The organism is Corynebacterium nuruki S6-4, assembly GCF_007970465.1.
GTDB lineage: Bacteria > Actinomycetota > Actinomycetes > Mycobacteriales > Mycobacteriaceae > Corynebacterium > Corynebacterium nuruki.
This window is the reverse complement of the sequence record NZ_CP042429.1, coordinates 2,452,906-2,472,094: the sequence shown is the minus strand read 5'-3', so window position 1 is coordinate 2,472,094 and position 19,189 is coordinate 2,452,906. Positions and strand designations below refer to the sequence as shown.

Here is a 19,189-nt window from a genome sequence, read left to right as displayed (position 1 = left end):
CCCCGTCGCGGCGGGGCGGGTCGACAGGCCGGCGAGCGGAACCGGCCGCCGGGAACCCCGCGCCCACCCGGAGCGTCTCTCCGGGTATGGCACCGATACTCCCACCTCACCCTGACGACCACCGCTGCCCGGGGCCCGGCCCCGACCACACCCGCGGTATCCTCCCCGCCCGACTACCCCGGAAACGCCGTGACCTGCTGGAATCAGGGACGGCGACCCGCTGGGACCTCGACCACCGCTACCTCACCGTCGCACGGGGCCGGGTCCTCGAGATCCCCGAGGGCGCCGAGCATCCGGACCCCGCCGATTTCGGCGGGTTCCCGGGGCCGGCCGTGCACCGGGCACGCGCCCACGCCCAGAATCATCCGGACGGCGTCCTCGCGGGGTTCGCCGCCGCCCCGTTCCACGGCCTGGGACCGGACTGGTCTGATTCCGCCCCCACCCTCCTTCTCGCCGACCGACGGAAAGAGGGCGCGGTGACCTCGACGACCGCCGCGAGGCACCCGCTGCGTCCGGTGTTCCGCCGCCCGCCGAAAGACCTGCGGACGGTACATCCCGACCCGTTCCTCCCCGAACTCACCACCGTGGACGCCGCAACGTGCATCATCCAGTGCGTCGACACGGTCCTGTCGCGCCGTCACGTGTGGAATGTCCTCACGCCGACGGAGATCCCCGACACCGATGCCCGCGCCGTCCAACTGCTGGACGCCTTCTTCCAGTGCACCCCGGTCACCGGGGCTGACCTCCGTACCGCGGCGCACCGGCGGATTCCGACGGCGACGATGAACCGGCTCCTGGCTCTGGCGGACCACGGCGCGGAATCGCCGATGGAGACCTCACTGCGCCTCCTGGTCCACGACCTGCTGCCGGTCGGCTACCGGTGGCAGTCCCAGGTCGACCTCACCGACGTCACGGGAGGGTCCGGGGACCCGTCGCGACCCAGGGCCGGCGGGACGGTCGCGGACCTGGCATGCCGGCCGCTGCGCATCGCCCTGTACTACGACGGAGGACATCATGACGGCGTCCGGCACCGGGGGCGCGACCAGCAGATCGACCGTGATCTGCGGCGGACAGGCTGGCAGGTGATCCGGTTCAACCGCTTCGGCGTCTTCAACATCCCGGTGGTCCACGAGGAGGTGCTGGACGCCGTGGCGCGGGCCCTGCGCACCACCTGATGCCCGTTCCCGGTGCCAGGGGGCTGGTCGAGAGGGTGGTGCCGCCAGCCTGTCGACGACCCCCGTCCCGACCGGGCTGGTCGACAGGTCGGTGCGACCAACCTGTCGACGACCCCTGTTGCGGCAGGGCAGGGACGGCGGGGCAGGGCGGCCGGGCAGGGGCGACCGCTACCCCGCCAGCTCCGTCCCCGCCCACAGTCCCAGGCCGGCGAGCAGCACCGTCACCAGCAGGACACCGAATCCGTTGAGCAGGGACGCGGCAGGACGCCGCTGCCGGGCCAGGTTCACCGTCTCCACCATCGCCGTGGAGAAGGTCGTGTAGCCGCCGAGGAACCCGGTCCCCACCACCGGCTGCCAGTCCGTCGGCAGCGCACCGGCGGTCACCAGGCCGGTGAGCAGACCGAGCAGGAGCGAGCCGGTGGCGTTGATGACGAACGTCGACCAGGGGAATCCCGCACCCCGGCCGCCGGCGGTGCGGTCCTTGACCACGCCGTCGAGGACGAACCGGCACCCGGCGCCGATCCCGCCGGCCACGCAGAGCCCGAGGAACAGCAGTGGGGTCATCCCTCCACCGCCACGTCGCCGCGACCCGGCCGGACCGCCGTGGCCACGCGCATGCCCGCGGCGGCGGCGAGGAACCCGACCACCACCGACACGACCGCGTAGCCGATGCCCGCTGCCGCCCACCCGGCACCGTCAGAGGTGAGCGAGGCCGTGTCCGTCGCCAGGGTGGAGTAGGTGGTGAAGCCGCCGAGGACACCGGTGCCGAACGTCACTCTCACCACCCGGCGCCACCCGGTGTCGGAGCCGAGCCGGGGCAGGGCGTCCAGCAGGAAGCCGAGGAGGAACGCCCCGACGATGTTGACCGCGAACACCACCCAGGGCATGCCGTCATACGGGAATGCGAGGATCAGCCCCTCCCGGGCGGCCACCCCGACCATGCCGCCGAGGACGACGGCGAGGATGAAACGTGGTTGCAGGTGCATACAGCTCTCCTACCTTTCGCGCGCGCGGGCGCATCGGGCAGGGACTGTTGTCGTCGGGACGCCCCGACGAGGTTGGGTACGGCGAGCCCCACCGCCGTGACCTTGTGTCGTCACCGGAGGTTACTCCGCCATCGCCGACCGTGCACCGGCTGCGACGCCCGGGCCAGAGGCCGGCACAGCATCCGACCCGGCGTCCGGTGCGGTCGCGCGCCCCTTCCGGATGAACACGACACTCGCCAGCGCACCGACCAGCGCGAGGACCGCGGCGATGACGAAGATGCCGTGCAGCCCGTCGAGGAAGAAGTCGCGCGCCTTCTCCGCCAGCGGCGCGGACTGTTCCGCCAGCGCCCGGAACTGGCCTGCCTCCGCCGCCTCCGAGACCCGGTCGCGGAACTGGTCCGGGATCGGCAGACCGTCCAGACCGTTGTTCACCCGGTGGGACAGGTACGCGCCGTAGACCGCGACGCCGAAGGCGGTGCCCAGCGGCAGGGCGGTGTTCGCCAGACCGGACGCCATACCCGTGCGCCAGGCCGGCACGACCTCCACCGCCAGACTCATGACATGCGGCAGCATCAGCCCGGTGCCCACACCCATGACGAGGAACATGGGGATGAGGTCGGCCCAGCCCGAGTCGAGGCCGATGCGCAGCCCCAGCATGAGACCACCGGCGACGATGACCATACCGATGCCCTGCACCCACCCGACCGGAATCCACCGCACCACTGCGATCCCCACCGCCGAGAAGACGACCATCGGTACGGCGAGTGCCGAGGACACGTAGCCGATCTCGAGGGCGGACAGTCCCAGCTGCCCGGAGAGCCAGAGGATGATGAACGGCAGCATGCCGAAGCTGAACATCCGGGAGGCGAAGGCGTTGAAGGTGACGGTGGCGAACGAGGGGATCCGGAACAGCCGGAAGTCGATCATCGCCCGGTCGCGCTTGCCGAGCTCCCAGAACACCAGGGCGAGAAACAGCAGGACGCCGGCACCGAGTGCGGCGATGATGACCGGACTCGTCCAACCCTGCTCCTGTCCGTCGATGATCCCGTAGTTGAGCAGCACGAGGGCGCCGACGGTGAGGACCATGGCGAACGGTGCGACCGACGGTGCGGCGGAGGCGTCCCCGCGGCGGTGCAGGTCCGGGACGAAGATCAGCGTGGCGAGGATCGTGAGGATGCCGATGGGGATGTTGATGGCGAAGATCCACCGCCACTGTCCGGTCTCCACCAGCGCCCCGCCGATGAGCGGGCCGAAGGCGCTCGCCGCGCCACCGATGCCCATCATCGCGGCGACCGCCTTGGTCCGCTGTGCCTTCATCGCTTCGGGGAAGGCGTCCGCCAGCAGTGGTGTGGCGGTGCCGAAGACGAGTGCACCGCCGGCGCCCTGGACGGCGCGGAAGGCGATGATGCCGGCCTCGGAGCCGGTGAGGATGCAGCCGACGGAGGCGGCGAGGAAGAGGACGTGGCCGATGAGGAAGATGGTGCGGCGTCCGACGATGTCCGACAGACTCGCGGCGGCGAGCATGAGGGAGGCGAAGGTGAGGCTGTAGGCGTTGATCACCCACTGCGCTCCGGAGAGGGAGAGTCCGAGATCACTGGTGATCGCGGGGAGCGCCACGAGGACGATGGTGATGTCGAGTGTCATCATCACCGTCGAGATCGCGGACACTCCGAGACTCCACCCGATGGTGTGCGGCGGGGTGCGGCGGTGGCGGCCGGATACAGGGCTCATTCCTGTCACTGTATCGGAGGCGAACATGACGGGACCCCGGTTCCCGGAGGTTTGACGGCGGGAACCGGGGTCGGAGGGCGTGGCGACGGGTGCGGCACGCCGTCCGCGGGCGTTCTACAGCCCGCCGAGTACCAGGTGCAGCAGATCACCGACAATGCCGACAAGTCCGTCGACGAGATTGACGACGCCATCGATGAGACCGGCAACAAGACCCATGAGGGGTTCCTCCTTGGAAGGTGGGTTTCCTGTCCTCCGGACGTCCCGGAGAACTACTAATCAAAGTAATATTTTGTTATTGCCATTAAGTTTCCAAACTGAATAACATGTATTAAGCACTACGAAATTCGCCGGAAATATTGCGCGCAACGTGACGGGGAACGATAATCGGCAGATATGGGCAGATCACTTCCACTCGACGACCACGTCTGTTTCGCCTTGTACGACGGTATCCACAACATGCAACGGATCTACCGCCCGTGGTTCACCGAGTGGGGCATCACCTACCCCCAGTACCTCGTCCTCGTGGCCCTGTGGGACTGCAGCGACGGCTCCATGTCCGTCAAACAGCTCGGCGACCACCTCCACCTCGACAGCGGCACACTGTCCCCGCTGCTCAAGCGCATGGAATCGGCCGGCCTCGTCCACCGGTCACGCAGCCCCGAGGACAACCGGCGCGTGACCGTGGAACTGACCGACAGCAGCCGCGCCCTCCAGCACGACGCGGCCGTGATGCAGATCGAGGTCGCCCGTGCCGTCGGAGTCACCCAGGATGAGGCGGACAAGGTCCGCTCCCTGGCCCGCCGCATCGGCCGCTACGCCCGCAACCACACCGACTGACCCTGTCGACTGCCCCCTGTCGGTCGCACCGTCGGCCGGCTGCGCGACCGGACCGGTCAGCGAATCAGCGGCAGGTCACGATCGGCGACGGATCGTACTTCGTCTTCGTCGTCTCCCGCGACAGCTCCTTGCCGTCGAGGCCCCGGACCACCCTCGTGTCGGAGGTCGTGAACCCGCGCGACCCGCTCGACGGCGAGCACTTGTCGCCGCTGAGCTCCATGCGCTGCGGATCCGTGTAGTCGGTCTTCGGCCCCGGAATGGATTCGACGTCCACCGTCTTCACCCCGCGGATGTCGACGGTGACATCGGAATCACCGGCCCGGGTCTCGATGAGGATCGGCGTCTCCGAGTCATTCTTGAACTGGAGGTCGATCGCCCCCTCGAAGACGGTCGCCTCCCGGCCCGCCGGATAGCGGTTGATGTAGTAGGAGTGCGGGGTGTGCGCGACGTCGGTCATCCCCGCGAAGTAGGAGGCGTTGTAGAGCGTCGTGGCGAACTGGCTGATGCCGCCGCCGACGGCCCGGTCCGCGTGACCGTTCTCGATCACGCCGGCCTCCACGTACCCCTGGGCGGTGCCGCGCGGGCCCGTGTACCCGTTGAGGCTGAAGGTCTCCCCGGGCAGCACGACCGCATTGTTGACCTGGTCGGCGACCCGCCGGATGTTCACCCCGGAATCCCCGGCGAATCCACCGGTGGTGAAGGAACCGATGACGTCGTTGAAGTTCGCCTTCTCCGCCATCTCGGTGGTGTAGGTGGCCTTCTTGTCCTCGTAACTGACCTCGTTGTGCCGGTCACCGGAGGCCAGCAGTTTCTCGTCGAGCGGGTCGAGCGTCCTGTCCCAGTTGATGAGGACCCCGTCCTGGGACGGGATGACGTGCAGGTCCCGACCGTGCACGTCGAAGTTGGCGTTGCGGAACTCGACCTCCGTGGAGGCCAGCTGGGCCGAGAGGATGTCCTTCGCGGCGTCCTTGTTCCACTGCGGGTCGAAGTGGCCGCCCGCCGCGGTGAAGGTGACGACCTTCCCCATGTCCGCCGGGCGCAGCAGCCCGTCGACCCCGTCGCGTCCGGCGAAGGTGACGTCGCCGGCCGTGACCTTGTCGACGACGTCCCTCACCGCCCGCTCGGCGGCGTCCCGCCGGGTCCCGGCCTCGGTGACCTCCGCATCCACCGGGACCCGGTGGTCGGCGTTGAGCCAATGGTCGCGGACGCCCTCGGTGACGACGTCCCGGTCGACCTGCTGCCCGGCGACATCATCGACGATGTCGGGTTTCCCCTGGTCGTTGATGCTGAGTTTCGCGTCCTCCGGCTGCCGCGTCAGTTCGTCGGTGATCCGCCCGGTGGTGGCGGACAGCCGCTGGTCGTTGAACCGGCTGACGATGCCGACCTCCCGGGTGTGCCAGAAACTGGTGATCCGGGTGAGCGGGTTCTTCGGCTGCTGACCGGCCTGGTCGACGGTCGCCTCCCAGTCGACCGACAGGCCGGAGGTCACCGGGTCGAGCTGCGACTGGAGGTTCCCCGCGGTGACGACGACGGGGGTCTTCACGGACTCGCCCAGCGCATTCTGCAGCCGGGCCTCCGCCTGGCTCTTCGACATGCCGCCGATGTCCACCCCGCCGACGGTCACGCCGCGGGGGACGTTGCCCTCGGTCATGACCGTGTCGACGGCGTAGAGCACACCGCCGAGCCCCACCAGTCCGATGAGCAGCCACAGCCACCAGAATCGGCGGCCCCAGCCACGTCTCGGCGGGAGGTCGGCATAGTCGGCGGAGTACTCGTTACTGGTCACGCCCACACCTTATCTGTTGAGACGCACAGGAACCATCGGGTCAGACCGACCGGTCCGCCGCCTGCTGCAGGACGCCCCGGTCGAGCCGCCCGTCCGACAGGGCCGCCACGATCGCGTCGATACTGCCCTGCACATCGGCGGCGGTGGAGGTCAGCGGGACATCCGCACCCGCCTGCAGTGCGGTGACGACCGCCTCCGGCCCGGAGTGCAGGTCGGTGATCGCCTGCATACCGGTGAGGTCGTCGGTGAAGACGGTGCCGGTGAATCCGATCCCGCCGCCGGGCACCGCGGTACGCAGCAGCCCGTAGGCGGCGGGGTTCAGCGACGACGGGGTGGTCGCACCCTGCACGGCTCCGTCGGCGGTGTCGAGTCCGGGGACCTGCATGTGACCGACCATGACCGCCACCCCGTCGCGGGAGGCCAGCTCCCGGAACGGCTGCAGGTCGGCGTCCAGCTGGTCCAGCGGCGGCGTGCTGACGGTCCCGGCGTGCGAGTCGCCGGTGGCGTGCCCGTGCCCCGGGAAGTGCTTGATGACCGGGGTGATCCCCGCCTGCTGCAGACCGTCGACCGCGGCCCCGGCGTACCGGACGACGACCTCCGGATCGGCGGAGTACGCCCGGTCGCCGATGGCGTTGTCGCTGACGTTCTGCCCGCCGTCGAGGTCGACGTCCGGGGCGAAGTCCATGGTGATGCCGAGGTCGTGCATCTTCCGGCCGTGGTCGGCGAACCGGGCGCCGACCTCCTCCGGGGTCATCGTGGCGGCCATCTCGCGGGCGGACGGCAGCTCGCCGATGATGCCGGCCAGCCGCTGGACCTGACCGCCCTCCTCGTCGACCGAGACAGTGAGGTCCCCGCCCGCCCGGTCACGCAGTGCGTCGATGCTGCGGGCCGGGTCGCCCTGGCCGTTGAGCATGGTGAGATCCGTGTCCGAGCCGATGAACAGGTGACGCACCCCCAGGTCGACCGCGGCGGCGGCGTCGTCGAACCCGGTGACGCCGACCGCCAGGGTGGCGGCGGCGAGCCGGGCGTCGTCGGCGACGTCCGCGGTCGGGGTCTCGCCGGTGGTCTGCGCCGCGGTATCCCCCGCCGCCCCACCCGTCGCGGACGGTGCGGCGGTCCCCCCGTCGCCGTCATTCCCCCCGTCGCTGCAGGCGGCGAGCACCCCGGCGCAGGCCAGTCCGGTGATCAGGGCGGTGACACGTCGGGTGATCATGGCCCCGACCGTACCCGTCCGCGCTACGCTGAGAAACATGAGCAGTGACTACACGGGAGATACAGTCCTCATCGCCTACGACGGTTCCGAACAGGCCAAGGGTGCGATCCGGTACGCCGGACGCTTCCTGTCCACGAAGAACGCGTACATCCTCACCGCCTGGGAGCCGATCCACCGGCAGGCCGCCCGCGCCGCCGGTGTCGGCGGCATCGCCACCGCCGACGTGTCCGCCGTCGACGACGCCGAGGGCGAGGACCCCGCCTACACCGAGGCCGTCGCCATCTGCCGCGAGGGCGTCGCCCAGGCCCGCGACCACGGCTTCAACACCGAGCCCTACCTGGTGGAATCCTCCACCGCGGTGTGGACCGCCATCGTGGACGCCGCCACCGAACTCGATGTCTCCATGATCCTCGTCGGGACCCGCGCTCTGTCCGGCTGGCGTTCACTGATGCAGACCAGCACCGCGGACAGCATCGTCAAGCACGCCGGACGCCCCGTGTTCATCGTCCCGCCGATGGAAGGGGACGACTAGATGCCCTTCGAGTCCGACTCCCCCGGCCGCCGGACCCTCGGCCCGGCCGTGGCCTCCGCCGTCGTCGGCGTGGTCATCGGAGGCCTCATCGCCTTCGGCGCCGCGGCGATGGCGGACAACACCGACCTGCCCGCTGACTCGGTCGACGCCGGCAACGCCGTCCTCGGCTCCGTCGAGTACGGGGAGCGCCGCTGACTTCACAGCGCCCGCCACGCCAGCACAGCCGGCCACGCGTGTCACCTGTCTCACGTGTGGCAGGTGCGGGACAGCCGTCGCTCTCCCGCCGCGGCTGGTCCGTCGCCGTGGTCGGCTGGCTGGCCGTGGCCCTGCTGCAGTCCCCCGGGCTGACCGTCGCCGACACCAAACACGACCTCGTCGCCGACCCCTGGTCGTTCCTCCACCAGGCGCTGTCTCCCTGGACCGACGTCTTCCCCCTCGGCCAGCTGCAGAACCAGGCCTACGGCTACCTGTTCCCGCAGGGCCTGTTCTTCGCACTGCTCGACCCGCTGCCCGACTGGCTCACCCAGCGGCTGTGGTGGTGGCTGCTGCTCGTCACCGCCTTCGCCGGCATGCTCCGGCTGCTCGACCTGCTCAACCTGCTCAGCGGTGACCGGTGGTCCCGCTGGTCCCGGATCACCGGCGCGGTCCTGTTCGCGCTGAGCCCCCGCATCCTCACCACGCTCGGCGCCATCTCCTCGGAGGCGTGGCCGGTCGCCCTCACCCCCTGGGTCCTCACGCCCCTGGTGGGGGTGCTGGTCACCGCACACCACCGGCGGCGTCCGGAACCCCGGAAGATCGCGCGCGCCGCGCTCGGCAGTGCGGTCGCGGTGCTGTGTCTGGGGGCGGTCAACGCGGTCGCCACCGGCGCCGCCGTACTGCCCACCGTCCTCGTCTGGCTGGTCGCCGGGGCCTGTTCCCGGACGCCCCTGGTGCGCCGGACCGCGTGGCGGTTCCTCGGCTGGTGGCTGCCCGCCGGCGTGCTCGCCTGCTTCTGGTGGGTCGGCCCGCTGCTGATCCTCGGCCGGTACTCCCCGCCGTTCACCGACTTCATCGAATCCGCCGGGATCACCACGAACTGGTTCAGTCTCGGCGAGGTTCTGCGCGGGACGACCAGCTGGACCCCCTACCTCACCGACGAACGGGTCGCCGGCCACGCCCTGGTCACCGAACCCGTCTTCGTCGCCGGCACGCTCGCGGTCGCTGTCCTGGGGCTGTGGGGACTGTCGCGACGTGACCTGCCGTGGCGTCCGGCATGGTTGTCGCTGCTGGTGGTGGGGCTGCTGGTCTTCTGGCTCCCGGGGCCGTTCTCCCCGGTGGCGGACCAGGTGCGGGCCTTCCTCGACGGGGCCGGGGCGCCGCTGCGCAACCTCCACAAATTCGACGTCCTCGTCCACCTCCCGCTGCTCGTCGGCGTGGTGCACCTGCTCGGCGGGCTGCGCGTCCCGTCGCCGCGGACCACGGCCGGTCGACGGGCCTGGCTGCACCCGGAGGCGAACCGGCCCGTCGTCGCGGTCACCGCGGTCGGCCTGCTCACCGCCGTCGTCACCGCCCCCGCCTGGTCCGGGACGCTCGCCCCGCAGGGCGGGTACCGGTCGGTGCCGGACGCCTGGGTGCAAGCCGCCGACTGGCTCAACCACTCCCCGACGGCCGCCGACACCCGGACGATGATCCTGCCGCGCGCCGCCACCGCCCGCCAGACCTGGGGAAACACCCGTGACGAACCGGCACAGGCCCTGCTCGACGTGCCGTGGGTGGTCCGGGACGCCGTGCCGCTCGTGCCGCCGGAGGCGATCCGCGGCCTCGACGGGGTCCAGCGCGCCTTCGACACCGGCACCCCGGCCCCCGGCCTGTCCGCCGCCCTCGACCAGCAGGGGGTCGGGTTCATCCTCGTCCGGGCCGATCTCGCCCGCGTCGCGGACACCCCCGGTTCCCGTGACGCACTCCGGACCCTGCGACGGTCCCCGGGGTTCACCGAGGAGGCGTCCTTCGGCGACGGTGAACTGCGCATCTTCCGGGTCGGTGACGGGACGGCCGGCCCCCGGCTCATCGACCCCGCCGACCCCGGGCAGCTGGAGGCCGTCGCCGGCGGGCCGGAGGTGCTGCCGCGGCTCGCGGAGGCGGACGCCGCCGCCGGGCGCCCGGTCCGCGACCGGATCCTCACCGGCTCCGGCGCCACGACCGTCACCGACACCCCGGCGCGCCGTGAACACAGTTTCGGCGAGGTCAGCAGTCCCGATTCGGAGATCCTCGCCACCGACGACCCCCGGCGCAGCCGCAACCGTGAGCGCGACTACCCGGTGGAGTCGCCGGTCCCGGAGACCCGGGTCCGGCAGAGCGGTGGGACGGTCACCGCGAGTTCCTCGCAGGCGGACGCCACGAACGCCACCGGGGCCGACACCCTCTCCGGGGTCAACGCCGCCGTCGACGGGGACACGACGACCGCCTGGCGGCCGGCGGACGGGGCGACGGTGAACCAGTGGCTGGACTTCTCCTTCGACCGCCCGGTCGGCCAGCTGCGGCTCACCGCCGAGGCGCAGAGTGCGGGGATCCGGCTGCAGGCGGAGACGTCACTGGACGGACAGACGGTCGCGACCTCGACGGTCGCGGTCCCCGAGGGGCGGTCCGGGGAGTTCATCCTGCCGGCGGGCCGGTCGGACCGGGTCCGGCTGCGGATCCTCGGCGCCGGGGCGCACGCCGGTCTCTCCGAGGTGACGTTCACCGAGCTCAACGGCGGGCGGGATGTCACCCCGCGCCGCGACATCGTCGTCCCGGCGTCGGAGACCGGGGCCGGTGGCCTGCCGCAGCGCTGGGTGCTGGGCCAGGAGGTGCCGGAGGGCACACTGCGCCGGGTCCTCCCGGTGCCGGCGGACACGTCGGTGCAGGTGACGGCGGCGGACTGCGGGATGCCCGTGGAGATCGACGGGACGCCGAGGCACTGCGGAGACCGGGTGCCGCTGACCGCCGGGGAGCACGTGGTCCGGACGCAGGCCCGGTGGGTCTCGCTGGAGGTCGACGGTGCCGCGCCCGCCCGGCCGGCGGCCGATTTTCCGGCGGGGAGTCGGCTCCTCGTCACCCCGACCACGGTGAACCCCGGGCGGAGCGCGACGCTGGACGGGGAGGACCTCGCCCCGGTCACCGTCAACGGCTGGCAGCAGGGCTGGGTCGTCCCCGCCGATCTGGTGGCACGGCACGGTGGCGGCGCCGACAGCAGCGACGGCAACGGCAGTGATCTCGCCGGGGCGGTGGACGTGGAGTTCACGGCGACCGGGACCTACCGGGCCTGGCTGGCGGCGGGTCTGGCGGCGGCCGTCGTCCTGGTGCTCGGCTGGCTCAGCAGTCTCCTGCTGTTCCGGCGCCGCCGGCCCGGCACGGCCGACAGGGCCAGCGGGGCCGACGGGGCCGCCGCCCGGACTCTGCCGGCCACGCCGGTCATGCCGGTCATGCCGGTCACCGCCGCCGGAACGTCGCGGCTCAGTCAGGCCGTGGTCCTCGTCGCCGGGGGTCTCGGTGCCGCGCTGTTCACCCGCGGCCCGTGGGGCGGTGGCGGCACCGACGGCTACGCCGGCACCTCCTGGCTCCCGGAGATCTGCTTCCTCGTCGCGGTCGCCGCCACGCTGTTCAGCCGACGCGCCCGGCGCGACCGGCACGGCGGGGCTGCCCGGCACGGTCGGCATGGTCGGCGTGGTCGGCGTGACCGGCGTGATCGGCGTGATCGGCACGGACCGCACGACGCCACCACCGGTTCACGGCATGACGGGCAGGATCCTCCACCAGGGCATAGCTCACCGCCGCCACCGGAACGGTGAACACCACCGTCGCCACCAGCACCACCGCCGTCGCCAGGTAGCCGCCACGGAACAGTCCGATCCCCAGCAGCGGGAACACCAGCGACAGCACCGCGATGTGCCACAGGAACACCGAATAGGACCAGCGGCCCAGTGCTTGCATCACCGGGCTCTCCAGCACCGGGGCGGCCGGCTCCACCACGTACGGCCCGACCAGAGCCGCGGCGAAGACCAGGCCGCACAGGTTGCGGCGGACGAACTGCCACGGTGTCGCCTGGGTGAGCCCCTCGGGTCCCAGCAGTGCCGCGACAACCAGGGCGGCCAGGGCGACGAGCAGCCACAGCCAGCGGCGTCCCGCCCAGCGCCGGGCCGTGTCCCGGACGGCGGCCGGGGCGTCCTGCAGGAAACCCTCCAGCTCCGCGGCGAGCATGCCCACCCCGAACCAGGCGAAGAAGGCCCACGGCATGATGTGCGGATTCACGCCGCCGTCCGAGGGATCGAAACCGGGGACAACCACCGCGAGGAACGGCCACGCCACCCCGACCAGGCCCAGCAGGACGATGCCGAGGACACGGACACGCCGGCGGCGGCGTCCGACCACGACGGCGATCACCGGCAGGACCAGGTAGAAGAACATCTCCACGCACAGTGACCAGAGATGCGTCAGCCCGCCGAGGAGGCCGTCGGGCAGGTAGTTCTGGATCAGCAGGATGTTCGCCACCGCAGGCCACCCGCCGGGATGCCCCGCCACCGGCAGCAGGAGCAGCACCACCGCCACCACCACCCAGTAGGCTGGCAGAATCCGGCCGCACCGTCGGACGTAGTAGCCCGCCCAGTCCCCGACCTGGTCGTGGTGGCGGCGCCAGAGCAGGAACGCGGAGAGGGCGAAGAACACCGGCACGAAGAAGTCGAACCGGGCCAGGATCCGGTTGAACAGCGCCCCCGTGTCATTCCCGGTCTGGAAGGCGACGTGGGTGACCACGATGCCGAGGGCCGCACAGGCGCGCAGTCCTTCCAGTGCGGGGAGGAAGGGGCGTGGGGCGACCATGACCGTCCCAGGCTACCGGTAGTGTTGCGGGACATGAAGAGAATCCTCACCCACACGGCACTCGTCGTCGGGGTGGCGCTGCTCGTGCTCGCCGTTGCGCTCCCCGCCGTCGTGCTGCCGGCCGGGAAGGTGATTCCCAAGGACATCGACACCTATGTGGCGACAGCACCCGCACAGGGTCGGCTGCTGGACTCCGCGGCGATGGCGGCGGGGAAGGCCGTCGGCGACAATGCGCGGCGTCCGGAATGCCGGGGTGCCGCGCCGGACAAGCCGGTGAGCTGCTTCATCTGGCACGACATCGAGCTGAAGAACCAGCAGCACCTCATCGCCCAGGAGCCGACCTCCAAGAAGAAGGTCACGCTCGAGGCGGGCAGCTCCCTGGTCCGCACCGACCTGCCCGAACCCCGCAACCTCGTCACCTCCACCGTCGACCGCACCACCCTGGACCGCAGGACCGCCATGCCGGTCGACGAGCCGGTCTCCTCCCTCGACATCACCGCCCCCGGGGTCCCCGGCAGCGGTGGTGACCGGGTCGAGGAGGAGACCCCCCAGTTCACCCGCACCGGACTGCAGTTCCGGTTCCCGTTCGGGACGCAGAAGAAGGCCTACCCGTACTTCGACCGGCAGGTCCTGCGCACCCGGAACATCGACTTCGTCGACAAGGAGAAGATCGACGGGGAGACCGTCTACCGCTATGAGCAGGTCATCCACCCCACCGAACAGTTCCCGCAGGTCGAGCAGATGCTCTCCTCCGACGGGGACCTGTCGGACGCGGACCGGCAGACCCTCGCCTCCCTGAAACTCACCTTCCCCGCGAAGGTCTGGGGGCTCACCGCCGACGACGTCGACGGCTGGGACGGTCGGGGGGAGGGCCCCGACGTGGAGATGAGCCGGTACTACACCGTCCACCGCACCCTCCACGTCCACCCGAAGACCGGTGTGATCGTCAACGAGGAGGAGGAGACGTGGCTGTTCTACGCCCGGGACGCCGCCGACGCCGACCGCATCGTCGCCGACAAGGACCGCGAACTCGACAATCCGCAGCGCACCGCGCTCTACTACCCCGGTGCCTACGATGACGCGACGGTTGAGGCACAGATGTCGGAGGCGAAGTCCGCGACCCGGTGGATGAACACCGTCGGCCAGTACATCCCGTGGGGTGCGGGCATCATCGGGATCCTGCTCGTCGGGTACGCGGTCGTCCTCATCCGACGCAGCTGAGGGAGCGGCTCCCCGTGTCCCCGTCCCGTCCGGTTTTTCACACCCCGGATCCCGAGGGGCGGAAACTGACCTGGGGTTATTCCGGATCCGGTGCCCGGTCAGGTGTGAAAAACCTGTCTGGCCGATGGCGGGCAGGGCGGTCAGGGTGGGCAGCGCGGACCGGGGTGCTCGCCGCCTGGTGCGCACTGCTCACCGTCGTGGTCCTCTGGCCGTTCGTCGAGGGGCTGGTCGCCGGCTTCCGGGGACAGGCCCTGGTCCTGCGCGACATGGTCGTCCCCCCGACGATGGCGCTCAACGACCTCGCCCGCGGTGCTGACGGCCCGGCACGTGCCGTCCCACAGGACGCCGTCCTCGCACTCCTCTCCCCCGTCATCCCGCCACCGGTCGTCGTCTCGGCGCTGATGCTCGCCGCCGGGTTCGCCGGTGCCCTCGGGGCGGCCGGCCTCGCCGGACGCCACGGTGCCCGGCTGCCCGGCCGGTTCCTCGCCGCGACAGTCGCGCCGTGGAACCCCTACGTCGCCGAACGGCTGCTGCAGGGCCACTGGTCGGTGGTGGCCGCCGGGATGCTGCTGCCGCTCGTGGCCTGGCTGGCCGCCGGTACCGGGACCCGGGACAGTGACCGGGGTCGGCCGAGACAGCGGGGCCGGCGCACGGCAGTCCTGATCCTGGTGCTGGCGGTGTGCGCGCTGACGCCCACCGGGCTGGTCCTCGGCGTGGTGACCGCCTGCACCGCCGCCGGGTGGCGGCGCCGCGCACTGGTGCCGCTCGGCGCCGGTGCGCTGCTCGCCCTGCCCTGGCTGGTGCCCTCCCTGCTCAGCGCTCCGGACACGCTGGCCGATTCCCGGGGGGCGGAACTCTTCGCCGCCCGGGCCGAACCGTTCGTCGGCACGCCCGGTGCCCTCGCCGGTCTCGGCGGGATCTGGAATGCGCAGGCGGTGCCCGCCTCCCGGGCGTCGGGGCCGGCGGCGCTCGCCGGTGTGGTCCTCGCACTGGTGGCCGTGGCGGTGGTGGTGGTCCTCGTGCGGCGCCGGATGCTGCCCGGGCCGCTGCGTCGGCTGGTGGTGCTGGCGGCGGTCGCGGTGGTCGTCCCCGCCCTGGCGGCCACCGGACCGGGGCTCGCCCTGCTCGGTGGACTGCTGGAGACGGTCCCGGGGGCCGGGCTGCTGCGGGACACCCAGAAGTTCGTGGTCCTCGCGCTGCCGGCCCTGGCGGTGCTGACGGGCCTGCTGCCGGGACCCCTCCGTGGTCGGGCCGGGGCCGCAACGGTCGTGGTGGCGTCCTGCCTGCTGGTGTGGCTGCAGGTCCCCGCCCTGCCACGCGATCTCGCGGACCTGCGGCCGGTGACGCTGGACGCCCGGTACGCGCAGGTCGCAGACAGAGTCGGCGACGGTCGGACGCTGCTGTGGCCGCCGGGGAACTACCGGGTCATTGCCGGGCGTCCCACGCTCGACCCGCTGCTGAAGATGCTGCCGGGATCGCCGGTGGATCCCGGCTACCTGGTCGTCGACGGGCAGGTCGTCGACGGGGATCCGGAGACCGTCACACTGCTCGCCGGGCTGGCGGACGGGACGGTGACTGTCCGGGACCTCACCGGCCACGGCATCGACCGGGTGGTCGTCACCGGCGACGGCGCTGCCCCGGTGGCGCTGCCGGACGCCCTGGCGGATCTCACGCCCACCTGGTCGGACGGCGACTGGCGCCTCTTCGACCTGCGGTGAGCGGGGCGGAATCCGGCGGCGGGGCTACTTCCCGCCGAGGGTGCCGGCCTTCCAGTCCGTGATGAAGTCGGGGTGTGCCTCCGCCCACTCCGCGACCGCCTTGTCCTTGTTCTTGCCGCCGTAGTGGTCGTCGGAGAACATGATGTTCTCCAGCGACGCGAGATTGTCGTCGTTGATGACGAGGTTGTGCAGCAGTTGGGCGACATAGGGGTTGTCGTCGTCGAAACCGGTGCGGGAGAAGTTGAAGATGTTCTCCGCATCGCCCATCGCGCCCTCGGGATCCTCGAGGTCCCGGACCGGGAACGCGTCGTAGGCCCAGTGCGGACGCCACAGGGTGACGGCGATATCGTCGCCGGCGTTCGTCGCCTTCTTCAACTCGGCGAGCATCGCGGGTGTCGAGGAGATCTGGAAGTTCCAGTCGTCGAGACCGTAGACCGGGATGGCCTTCTTGGTCTGCTCGGTCAACCCGGCACTCGGCTCGATACCGACGAGCCGCTTACCGTAGTCGTCACCCATGTCCTTGAGATCGGAGATGGACTTCGCCGGGGAATCGTCGTTGACGGCCAGCGTGAGCTTCGCGTTGTCGTACCAGCAGCCCTGGGCCTCGATCTTGTCACCGAACTGCTTCAGGTAGCTTTCGTGCGTCACCGGCAGCCAGGTGTCCACGGCGACGTCGATGTCCCCCTGGGACAGCCCGGTGTAGCCGGGGCCGGCGTCCAGTTCCTGGATGTCCACCGAGTAGCCCTCCTTCTCGAGGACGTACTTGAGCAGGTGGGATGCCGCGAAGGACTCGTCCCAGCCGTTGAATGCGGCCAGCGTGAGGGACTTGTTGCCGTCGGTCTCCATCTGCGACACGTCCGCGGACCCGTCACCGGGGGTGCAGTCGGCGAACTGATCGGTGACACTGCTGCCACCGCCGCCCTCGACCTGGTCATTGGAGTTCTTCGCGCCGCACGCGCCGATGGTCAGTGTGAGGGCGCCGGCCGCGAGGACGCCGCCGACGGTCCGGACGCCGCGTCGGACGCCGGTGCGCTTACTGAGACTGGTAGTCAGCCTGGTAGTCATGGTCCAGCTCCTCCTATGCGTTCTTCTGTGCTCTGGCCAGCGGGGTCTTGTTGCCCAGACCCGCGGTCACGCGGTCCAGGAAGATGGCGAGGATGACGACCGCCACACCGGCGTTGACACCCAGCGGCACGTTGATGCTGCTGATCGCCGCGGTGATGTCCGCGCCGAGGCCGGGGGCGCCGGCCATACCGGCGAGCACCACCATGGACAGGGCCAGCATGATGACCTGGTTGATGCCGGCCATGATCGTCGGCAGCGCCAGCGGCAGCTGGATGCGGAACAGAATGTGCGCCGGGGTCGCGCCGAAGGCGCGGCCGGCCTCGACGGTCTCCTTGTCGACCTGACGGATCGCCAGCTCGGTGAAGCGGACACCGGGCGGCATGCAGAAGATGAGGGTGGCGATCATGCCGGGGGTCACGCCGATGCCGAAGATGACGATGATCGGCACCAGGTAGGCCAGGGCCGGCATGGCCTGCATGAAGTCGAGGACCGGCTTGACGATCTTCGAACAGGTCTCGGACTTCGCCGCCCAGATACCCAGCGGCACCGAGATGATCACGGCGATGAGCACGGCGACGAGGACCTGGGAGAGGGTCTCCATGGCCTGCGGCCACTCGTCGACCGCCCGGACCAGGTAGAAACCGACCGCGGTGAAGATACCGGCCTTCCAGCTCACCGCCGCCCAGGCGGTGAGGCCGAAGATGACGACCAGCCAGGGGTAGGTCGGCGAGTCGAGCACCCAGTGGAAGGCGTCGTGCAGGCCGTCGAGGACGGTACCGATGAAGTCCAGCAGCCAGCTGAACGCGTCGGTGAACCAGTCGATGAAGTCGGAGACCCAGTCTCCGAGGGGAACGTCGGGATTGGCGATGGTACCCACGGTCTAGTCCTCCTTCTTCCCGGTGTCGGCGGCCTCGTCGGTGGCCGTGTCGGTGGCTCCGTCAGCGTCAGCAGCGTCATCAGGGGAGTCCGCCTCGGCGGGCACCATCGCGCCGACGATGTCGGAGTATCCGACCCGGCCGACGACCTTGCCGTCGTCGACCACGCCGACCTGACCGTTGGCCTGCGCCGAGGCCTCCCACAGGTCCGAGACATTGTCGTCGGGGTGGACCACGGCCCAGCCGCCGGTGTCGACGTTCTCCTCGACCGGCTGCATGATGTTGGCGGCGGTGATGATGCGCGACCGGTCGACGTCCGCGATGAACTTCTCCACGTAGCTGTCGGCCGGGTGGGTGAGGATCTCGGTGGCGGTGCCGATCTGGTTGATCCGACCGTTGCGCATGATCGCGATCCGGTCGCCGAGCTTCATCGCCTCGTTGAGGTCGTGGCTGATGAAGATGATGGTCTTCTTCAGGTCGTGCTGCAGCTCGATGAGCTGGTCCTGCATCTCGGTGCGGATCAGCGGGTCGAGCGCGGAGAACGCCTCGTCCATGAGCAGGATGTCGGTCTCCGCGGCGAGCGCGCGGGCCAGTCCCACCCGCTGTTGCATACCGCCGGAGAGCTCGCCGGGCAGGCTGTCGCCCCAGCCGGCGAGGCCGACCTTGCCGAGCCACTCGTCAGCCTTGGCCAGCCGCTCCTCCTTGCCCACACCCTGGATCTCCAGGGCGTAGGCGGCATTGTCCCGCACCGTGCGGTGCGGCAGCAGCGCGAAGTGCTGGAAGACCATGGACACGTGCTTGGCACGCAGGTCACGCAGCTCCCGGTTGTTGAGGTCGGAGATATTCTTCCCCATGACCTCGACCGTGCCCGCCGTGGGTTTCCACAGCCCGTTGATCATGCGGATGAGGGTCGATTTTCCGGAGCCGGACAGGCCCATCACGACGAAAATCTCCCCCTCGGCGACCTCGAAATTCGCGTCAATGACGGCGGCGGTCCCCAGGTTCGTCAACTCACTGCGGTCCTCCCCCTGTTCGAGCCGCCTGATGACCTCTTTACCGTGTCTGCCGAAGACCTTGTACAGGTGTTCGGCCTTTACCGCACTCATCGCGGGTAGCCTCCAGTCGTGAACGTCAGTCAGTTACCGTCGTTCCAGCGTAGCGGAGATCACGGATCGCCGCTGCAGGTCCACCCGATTTGACAGCGGCCCGGACCGACG

General features: G+C 70.5%; 15 protein-coding genes and 1 pseudogene. 7 read left to right on the top strand and 9 right to left on the bottom strand.

What is annotated here, in order from left to right; translation table 11 throughout:
- Positions 1–86: 86 nt before the first annotated feature.
- Positions 87–1,175: an endonuclease domain-containing protein gene (locus tag FSW06_RS10970; protein ID WP_010120511.1), complete on the top strand. Its 1,089-nt coding sequence runs from the start codon at positions 87–89 to the stop codon at positions 1,173–1,175.
- Between the two features lie 168 nt (positions 1,176–1,343).
- Here the strand turns inward: FSW06_RS10970 and FSW06_RS10965 are convergent, their stop codons facing one another.
- The 3 genes from FSW06_RS10965 to FSW06_RS10955 form a co-directional block, all read right to left on the bottom strand.
- Positions 1,344–1,739, bottom strand: coding sequence for a fluoride efflux transporter FluC (locus FSW06_RS10965; protein ID WP_010120512.1), 396 nt, complete (start codon positions 1,737–1,739; stop codon positions 1,344–1,346).
- Positions 1,736–2,161, bottom strand: coding sequence for a fluoride efflux transporter FluC (locus FSW06_RS10960; RefSeq protein ID WP_010120513.1), 426 nt, complete (start codon positions 2,159–2,161; stop codon positions 1,736–1,738). Before FSW06_RS10960 ends, FSW06_RS10965 begins: the two co-directional genes overlap by 4 nt.
- A gap of 120 nt (positions 2,162–2,281) precedes the next feature.
- Positions 2,282–3,892, bottom strand: a complete 1,611-nt coding sequence (locus tag FSW06_RS10955; protein ID WP_238525958.1) for an MFS transporter — start codon at positions 3,890–3,892, stop codon at positions 2,282–2,284.
- A 393-nt stretch (positions 3,893–4,285) separates the two neighbouring features.
- On the opposite strand from FSW06_RS10955, the gene FSW06_RS10950 reads away from it, so the two are divergent.
- On the top strand, positions 4,286–4,729 hold the full coding sequence (locus FSW06_RS10950) for a MarR family winged helix-turn-helix transcriptional regulator (protein ID WP_010120516.1): 444 nt from the start codon (positions 4,286–4,288) through the stop codon (positions 4,727–4,729).
- Between the two features lie 64 nt (positions 4,730–4,793).
- On the opposite strand, the gene FSW06_RS10945 is transcribed toward FSW06_RS10950, so the two are convergent.
- Both FSW06_RS10945 and FSW06_RS10940 read right to left on the bottom strand, forming a co-directional pair.
- Positions 4,794–6,515, bottom strand: coding sequence for a VanW family protein (locus FSW06_RS10945; protein WP_010120519.1), 1,722 nt, complete (start codon positions 6,513–6,515; stop codon positions 4,794–4,796).
- Between the two features lie 40 nt (positions 6,516–6,555).
- Positions 6,556–7,728, bottom strand: a complete 1,173-nt coding sequence (locus tag FSW06_RS10940) for a glycoside hydrolase family 3 N-terminal domain-containing protein (RefSeq protein WP_010120521.1) — start codon at positions 7,726–7,728, stop codon at positions 6,556–6,558.
- A gap of 37 nt (positions 7,729–7,765) precedes the next feature.
- On the opposite strand from FSW06_RS10940, the gene FSW06_RS10935 reads away from it, so the two are divergent.
- The 3 genes and pseudogenes from FSW06_RS10935 to FSW06_RS15095 form a co-directional block, all read left to right on the top strand.
- Entirely contained in the window at positions 7,766–8,260 is a 495-nt protein-coding gene (locus FSW06_RS10935; RefSeq protein WP_010120522.1) for a universal stress protein, read from the top strand.
- The gene (locus tag FSW06_RS10930; RefSeq protein WP_010120524.1) at positions 8,261–8,455 is read left to right on the top strand and encodes a DUF2613 domain-containing protein; all 195 of its coding nucleotides are present in this window, start codon (positions 8,261–8,263) and stop codon (positions 8,453–8,455) included. It abuts the gene before it with no gap.
- Between the two features lie 38 nt (positions 8,456–8,493).
- Positions 8,494–10,482 (top strand): annotated as a pseudogene (locus FSW06_RS15095) (DUF3367 domain-containing protein); the annotation flags it as partial.
- A gap of 1,396 nt (positions 10,483–11,878) precedes the next feature.
- On the opposite strand, the gene FSW06_RS14795 reads toward FSW06_RS15095, so the two are convergent.
- Positions 11,879–13,093, bottom strand: a complete 1,215-nt coding sequence (locus tag FSW06_RS14795) for an acyltransferase family protein (RefSeq protein WP_010120529.1) — start codon at positions 13,091–13,093, stop codon at positions 11,879–11,881.
- Between the two features lie 33 nt (positions 13,094–13,126).
- Here FSW06_RS14795 and pgfA point away from each other — a divergent pair, with 33 nt between their 5' ends.
- Positions 13,127–14,314, top strand: a complete 1,188-nt coding sequence (pgfA, locus tag FSW06_RS10915) for a cell envelope lipid trafficking protein PgfA (protein ID WP_010120531.1) — start codon at positions 13,127–13,129, stop codon at positions 14,312–14,314.
- A gap of 164 nt (positions 14,315–14,478) precedes the next feature.
- The gene (locus FSW06_RS10910; RefSeq protein WP_010120533.1) at positions 14,479–16,032 is read left to right on the top strand and encodes an MmpA family trehalose lipid delivery protein; all 1,554 of its coding nucleotides are present in this window, start codon (positions 14,479–14,481) and stop codon (positions 16,030–16,032) included.
- Between the two features lie 24 nt (positions 16,033–16,056).
- On the opposite strand, the gene FSW06_RS10905 is transcribed toward FSW06_RS10910, so the two are convergent.
- The 3 genes from FSW06_RS10905 to FSW06_RS10895 are packed head-to-tail and all read right to left on the bottom strand — an operon-like array spanning position 16,057 to position 19,078.
- The gene (locus tag FSW06_RS10905) at positions 16,057–17,097 is read right to left on the bottom strand and encodes a glycine betaine ABC transporter substrate-binding protein (protein ID WP_010120535.1); all 1,041 of its coding nucleotides are present in this window, start codon (positions 17,095–17,097) and stop codon (positions 16,057–16,059) included.
- Positions 17,098–17,110: 13 nt separating this feature from the next.
- Positions 17,111–17,974, bottom strand: a complete 864-nt coding sequence (locus FSW06_RS10900) for an ABC transporter permease (protein ID WP_010120537.1) — start codon at positions 17,972–17,974, stop codon at positions 17,111–17,113.
- A 3-nt stretch (positions 17,975–17,977) separates the two neighbouring features.
- Positions 17,978–19,078 carry a quaternary amine ABC transporter ATP-binding protein gene (locus tag FSW06_RS10895; protein ID WP_010120538.1) on the bottom strand — a complete coding sequence of 367 codons (1,101 nt, stop codon included), beginning with the start codon at positions 19,076–19,078 and terminating at the stop codon, positions 17,978–17,980.
- Positions 19,079–19,189: the final 111 nt, after the last annotated feature.